This window comes from Protofrankia sp. Cj3 (assembly GCF_917627355.1).
Lineage (GTDB): Bacteria > Actinomycetota > Actinomycetes > Frankiales > Frankiaceae > Protofrankia.
The window spans coordinates 1-6,532 of the sequence record NZ_CAKJTR010000171.1; the positions used below are offsets into that span (position 1 = coordinate 1).

The window sequence follows — 6,532 nt, forward strand, 5'->3', positions numbered from 1 at the left end:
TTCGCCGGTGGTGGGGTCGCCGGTACTTGCTCGGTCCGCCGGTCGGTCCGCCGGTCGGTCCGCTGGTCGGTTTGTTGCTCGTGAGACGGAGCGTCTGTGAGTACTATTCATGATCTTACCGCGCTGGAGCAGGGGCGGGCGGTGCGGGCCGGCGAGCTCTCCCCGACCGAACTGGTCCGCCATTACCTGGACAGGATCAGCACGCTGGACCCGACGGTCGCCGCGTTTGTCACGGTCACCGAGGATCTCGCGCTCGCCCAAGCCGCCGCGGCTGAACGCGAGCTCACCGCGGCACGCCGGACCGGCACGGTTCTCGGTCCGCTCCACGGCGTGCCGGTGGCCGTCAAGGATGTGGCACGCATCGAGGGCGTTCGCCGCACGTCAGGGTCGACGGCCTTTCTCGACGAGATTTCCGATATCGATGATCATGTTGTCGCCCGTATGAAGAGCGCCGGTTTGGTGATTCTCGGAACGACGAACACCCCTGAATTCGCCCTGACCTGCTACACGGAAAACCGGCTGGGGCCACCCACCCGCAATCCCTGGAGTCCGCGGCACAGCCCTGGAGGTTCCAGCGGCGGCTCGGCCGCCGCCGTAGCCGCGGGGATGGCGCCCATTGCGCACGGCACCGACGCCGGTGGTTCCGTACGGATCCCAGCCTCGGCCTGCGGGCTCGTCGGAATAAAACCGAGCCGGGGCCGGGTCAGCAACGGGCCGATCGGGCACGATGTGACGGGGCTATCGATCAACGGCGCGTTAGGGCGTACGGTCGCGGACGCCGCAGCCCTGCTTGATCTTATGTCCGGCCTGATGCCGGGGGATACCGAAACGGCACCCGGCGGACTTGTCGGACCGCTCGCCAAGGGCATCGAACCCCGCCAGCTCACGATCGCCGTGATGCCCGAGCCGATGCTGCCCGACGTGACGGCCCATGCCGACTGTCACGACGCGCTCAAACACACGATCGAGCTCCTTGCCGCCGCCGGGCACCGGGTGGAGGAGATGGAGATGAGCCCGGACCAGGAGGTGGCCGACGCCTTCGGCAGAGTCTGGTCCGTCGTGGCCTCCCAGGTGGCTCTCGAGGACGAGGAAGAGGACGAGGAGTCGCTGGAACCGTTCACGCGGTACATGCGGGACCGTGGCCGGGCCGTCTCCGGAAGGCAGCTGCACGCCGCGCTGACGACGTTTCGCGGAATCGGGCAGATGCTGACAGACTTGATCTTCGAGGTGTACGACGTCATCCTGACACCGACGCTCGCGCAGCCACCCGCGCTGATCGGTGAGTTCACCACCGACACCGACGCCAACGCCAACTTTGACCGGATGACGGCGTTCATGCCTTATACACCGCTGTACAATATTACCGGCCTACCGGCTGTCACCGTGCCTGTTCACTGGAACGACCAGGGCCTGCCGATCGGCGTGATGTTGGGTGGTCGCTACGGTGACGAGGCAACGCTGACGGCGCTGGCGGCCCAGCTCCAGTCGGCTGCCGGGGAGCTCGGGCGGCGCCCGGAGATCTGGTGAGGCGCGGTGCGTGGCCCCGGTGAAGCGCAGTCAACGATCGGGGAGTGAGGCGGGACGATGACCAGTGAGCTGACCGACGATGAAGTCGGGCCGTTCACCGCGGGTGAGACGTCGCGGGGGGTGCTCCTGCTGCACGGGTTCGGCGGTTCCCCCGCGTCGATGCGTCCGTGGGCGCGGTACCTGCTGGGGCAGGGCTACCGCGTGAGCGTCCCTCTGCTGCCAGGACATGGCACGACCTGGCAGGACCTCAGCTCGACCCGGTGGCCCGACTGGTACGGCAGCGCTGAGCGGGCACTGATCGAACTCGCCGAGCACTGTGAGACCGTCGCGGTCACCGGCCTGTCGATGGGCGGCTCCCTCGCGCTGCGGCTCGCGGCTCGGCATCCGGCCATCGTGCGTGCCGTTGTGCTGGTCAATCCCTCGATCGCCAACCCGAACAGGCTGCTGTTCGCATTGCCGGTGTTGCAGCACTTCGTGCCCTCGATCAGGAACGACGGCCCGATGGTCAAGAAACCCGACGTGCCGCGGGCAAGTTATGACCGTTTGTCGCTGAAGGCCGTGCGGTCGATGACCCTGCTGTGGCGGGACGTCCGGCCACGGTTGTCGGCGGTCACGCAGCCGCTGCTGCTTTTCCGGTCGCTGGCCGATGGAACCGCCGGCGAGCTCTCCAGCGGAATCGTGCTTCGCGGGATCGCCTCGGCGGAACACCGTGAAGTGCTGCTTTCGGACAGCTATCATATCGCGACGTTGGACAACGACGCCGAAACCATCTTTGCTGAATCGGCGGCATTCCTGCGTACCTGGCTGCCCGTTCTCCAGAGCGGTCCGGATCCCAGCGACACGGCGCGGTAGCCGGGCGGTGCTCGCTGGCGCCAGGCGATGTCTGGTCGCGCCCGGTGGCCAGCCCGGGTAAAATCACGCATCCGTCTCCGGTCACACCAGGTCATCAGGTTGCCGGCATCGTCGCGGCTTTCGTCATATTAGAGCGCCCGGCAATAGGGGTATGGGTCAAGGAGCGGGGTTGGGGTGCGTGCGTCGCGAGGCGGCGGAGGGAGTCACCGGAGGTGTTGGGTGGCGACCGACGAGCCGGGGTACCCGTGCATCGCGCGGCGATGGACGGGGAGCGATGCGGCGAGGTGCGTGCCCCAGCCCCGCGACACCGCTCCCCTATTGCCGGGCGCTCTTAGTTATCCTGGAATCTTAGTTATCCTGGAATAGAATTCTGGATAACAGGAAGAGCGAATGGTCGCGGCATGGCGATGATGGCTCAGTAGAAGATCGCGATCATGCGGGGGTGGGTGGGAGATGGTTGATCGTTTGATCGACCTGCGAAGCGACACGGTCACGCGGCCGACTCCAGGCATGCGGGAGGCGATGGCGCGGGCAGAGGTAGGCGACGACTGCTACGGCGAGGACCCGACGGTTGCGGCGCTGGAGGAGCGCGTCGCCGACCTGTTTGGGCATGAAGCCGCCGTCTTTGTGCCGAGCGGCACGATGGGGAATCAGATCTGTCTGCGGCTCCTGGTACCGCCGGCGGAGGAGCTGCTGTGTGACGCGGATGCGCACATTGTGACGTATGAGGGAGGGGGAGCGGCCCAGCACGGCGGAATATCGACCCGGACGATCGTTTCGCCGCGGGGCATTCTTCAGCCTGACGCGGTGGCGCAACAGCTTCGGCCTGAGGGATTCCGGACCGTGGTGACCAGGGCCGTAGCGGTCGAACAGACCGCGAACCGTGCCGGCGGCGCGGTCTATCCCATGGATGTCCTCGAGTCGCTGCGGGCGGTGACGCGCTCAGCGGGCGTCGCTCTGCACTGCGATGGCGCGCGTGTATGGAACGCCATCGTCGCCACCGGTCTGCCTGCCGCGGCCTTCGGCCGGCTGTTCGACACCATGTCTGTCTGCCTGTCCAAGGGGATGGGCGCGCCCGTTGGATCCCTGGTGGTCTGCTCAGCGTCCCGCGCGGCTGCCGCCCGGGTCCTGCGCCGGCGGCTCGGTGGTGGGATGCGGCAGGCCGGCATAGTTGCCGCGGCTGGCAGCTACGCGCTGGACCACCATGTGGAGCGGCTGGCTGATGATCATGAACGTGCGCGGCGCCTGGCTCGCCGGATTGCGGATGTCGCCCCCTCCGCCGTCGACGTCGACGCGGTCCAGACGAACATGATTGTCCTTGACCTGTCGGACACCGGCTGGCCCGCGGGCGAGTTCACCGCCGCGGCGGCCCGTCACGGACTGCTTCTGCAGCTGACTGGCCCACAACGGGTCAGGGCCGTCACCCACCTCGACATCGACGACGAGGACATCGACAGCGCGGCAACGCTCCTGCACGGGCTGCTCGGCCGTTGAACGCATGCGGGCCCGGTCGGGAACGGTCGTCACAGCCGTTCCCGGTTGTTTGGGACTCAGCGCGCCCGGCACCCGGCAAGAGGGGACGCGGCGTCGCGGGGCCAGGGCACACGCACCTCGCGTCATCGCTCCCCGTCCATCGCCGCGCGATGCACGCACCCCAGCCCGGCTCTTTGATTCACACCCCTATTGCCGGGCGCTCTCAGGCGGGATGCCGGCGCCGACGGGACAGTTCAGCCAGGGCTTCCTCCCCGGTCCCGGGGCGCCATTGCCGCCGCAGGCCGGCCCGAGCGACACGGATACCGGCGACTCCCACAAGCGCGACGGAAAGGGCCGCCGCGGTGAATATCAGGGTAATGCCGCGAGGAGCGTGGTTGGGGCGGACCGGCGGTAGCATGACGTTTCGCACCGCGCCGGTAGCCGTGGACGGTGATGCCGGGCCCGCGGTTTCCCCGGGCAGCTCCGCGGTCACCGCGGAAACCGGGTTGAGCACTCCCCAGCCCAGCTGGGGGTCGGGCAGCCGGCCGCCGGGCCGGTCCGCGGTGAGTTCGATCCGGCGGCGGACCGCCGCCGCACTCAGCTCCGGCCGGTAAGCCCGAACGAGCGCGGCGACTCCAGCCACCTCAGGCGCCGCGTAGCTTGTTCCGTCGCCGACGAGATGGCCTGACCCGCCCGTGCCGAGACTGATCACGCCCTCTCCCGGCGCGGCCACGTCCACGTAGTCACCAGCTTCCGAGAAGCCCGCCGGCTGGCCGTTCTGACCGGTCGCGCCCACCGCCAGCACTTCCGGGTAGGCGGCGGGGTACGTCCGGGGGTTGCCGTTCTCGGCCTGGTTCGCGACCGCCGCAACGATCAGTACGTCCCGCTCCGTGGCATAGCGGATCGCGGCATGCAGGCTGTCATCGGGGAAGAAAGCGCTGGTCGAAATGTTGATCACAGAAGCTCTGCCGTCGACCGCGGCGCGGATGCCCGCGGCCAAGCCCGCGGCGGTGCCGTCGGAGTCCCTGGACGCCTGCCGGATGGGCAGCACGGTCGCCTCAGGCGCCATCCCGGCGACCGGGGTTCCCGGCACGGGGGCGGCCGCGATAATACCGGCGACGAACGTGCCATGGCCCGAGCAGTCGGTGTTCGCCGGCACCCGCTGCCCGGTCACGTCCGCGCCCGCGAGGACCCGCCCCGCGAGCTGGGGCACTGCCGCGTCCACACCTGTGTCGATCACAGCAACGGTGACTCCCGCGCCGCGCGTCAGATTCCACACCCCGGCCGCTCCCAGCCGCCGCTGCGCCCATGGCATCGTCCGTACGATCTCGGTCGACGGTGGCGCGCAGCCGGTGGACAGCGGTGGGCTGACCGGCGGCGCCAGCGGCTGGGCGGGTGCTCCCGTCGGCGTTGGAGTCCCCACCGGTGGTTCCCCGCTCGCGGGTGACCACGACTGGGTGAGGGCCATGAGCGCCACGGCTGTCATCAGTACGGTCAGCGGCCGACGCGAAGACCCGGTGACCGCCAGCGGTGAGACGCGGCCTCCCCGGCGGCCAGGGCGTGTCTGACAGATCGTCGATCGCGGGGATCGGTGCCCAGAAGGCGTCCCGCCGCGTTGTCGTCGGTCCGGACAGAACACCGCTGTCCAGGCCTTCTCCGCCGCCCAGGCCGCTTTCTGGATCATTGTTCGCATCGACCAGCATCCATCAGACACGCCCTGGCAGGCGGATAGTCGCTCATCGGTTCCGCTCCTCCGGGATACGGCTTTGTACTTCTCGAGAAAGGCACGTATCTGGCCTGTGGCCGGTTCAACCGGGCTCGGTCGAACCTCCAACGGGGTGTGGGACGTGCATTCCTTGGGGGCCGGCGAAACAGGTCTATCCGGTTCCACCGGCTGAATGGCGACGGCCCGGATGGTGACGACCCGGATGGCGGGATGACTGTGCTGAAAGTGGATGTTCTCATGCCCGCGGGCCGGCACCGCTCGCGTCGAGCCAAGGGTATCGGCGGAACGGTGCTCATTCTCGCCGTTGGAATGGCCGGTGCGATATTGATCGGTATTGCGGTTTGGCTGGGTGGCGCGGGTGGGGGTGAATCCGCGCCTACCGCCGGCAGCGTGCTTTCGGCCACGGCCGCCCCGGATGCCGACGCGGCGCAGGCCGGCAGGACAGCGCTGACCACTCCGCCTAGGACAAGCGGCCTGCCGAGCGAGCACTGGACACTTGACGTGCTCTACGCGTCTGTTGGGATGCTGGTGGTGACTGTACTGATCCTGCCCTGGGCGCTTGAACGCCGGGCGCAGTCTCGGCAGGGCGACGACCTGTCGACCCGCCGCGGACGACCATCGCGGCTCCCGCTCCTCCGCCCGGCCGTGGCCGGGAAGCGTACGCCGGCTGGGCGGAGAGGGACCACCCGCCCGCGCCAGTGGCCCAGGCCGACGGCGGAGCGGGAGAAGGCGCTGGCGACCGACTCGCTCGCGCCGGCTGTTGCCGCCCCGGTTCAACGGGACAGCACCCAAGCCCCAGCCGCGAGCGTGCCACCGGAGGGCCTGGACCGGGTGCACGTCCAGCCGGTTGTCGTGATACCGGCGTGGCAACCGGTCGAGCCCGGACCAGACGCGCGGACGGCCCCGGCCGTCGCGGCCCTGGAGCTGCCCGGTGACGTCGTGGGCGGTACGGGC

General features: G+C 69.0%; 4 protein-coding genes and 1 pseudogene. 4 read left to right on the forward strand and 1 reads right to left on the reverse strand.

The annotated features are described in order from the left end of the window. Positions 1 to 96 precede the first annotated feature (96 nt). The 3 genes from MJ783_RS18730 to MJ783_RS18740 all read left to right on the forward strand — a co-directional run bounded on the left by MJ783_RS18730 (position 97) and on the right by MJ783_RS18740 (position 3,873). Positions 97 to 1,527 carry an amidase gene (locus MJ783_RS18730; RefSeq protein WP_239312097.1) on the forward strand — a complete coding sequence of 477 codons (1,431 nt, stop codon included), beginning with the start codon at positions 97 to 99 and terminating at the stop codon, positions 1,525 to 1,527. A 57-nt stretch (positions 1,528 to 1,584) separates the two neighbouring features. Next, positions 1,585 to 2,379, forward strand: coding sequence for a carboxylesterase (locus tag MJ783_RS18735; protein ID WP_239312101.1), 795 nt, complete (start codon positions 1,585 to 1,587; stop codon positions 2,377 to 2,379). A 465-nt stretch (positions 2,380 to 2,844) separates the two neighbouring features. After that, entirely contained in the window at positions 2,845 to 3,873 is a 1,029-nt protein-coding gene (locus MJ783_RS18740) for a low specificity L-threonine aldolase (RefSeq protein WP_370651698.1), read from the forward strand. Between the two features lie 202 nt (positions 3,874 to 4,075). Here MJ783_RS18740 and mycP read toward each other — a convergent pair whose 3' ends face one another. Beyond that, positions 4,076 to 5,338: a type VII secretion-associated serine protease mycosin gene (mycP, locus tag MJ783_RS18745; protein WP_239312105.1), complete on the reverse strand. Its 1,263-nt coding sequence runs from the start codon at positions 5,336 to 5,338 to the stop codon at positions 4,076 to 4,078. A 450-nt stretch (positions 5,339 to 5,788) separates the two neighbouring features. On the opposite strand from mycP, the pseudogene MJ783_RS18750 reads away from it, so the two are divergent. Beyond that, positions 5,789 to 6,532: pseudogene (locus tag MJ783_RS18750) on the forward strand (hypothetical protein); the annotation flags it as partial.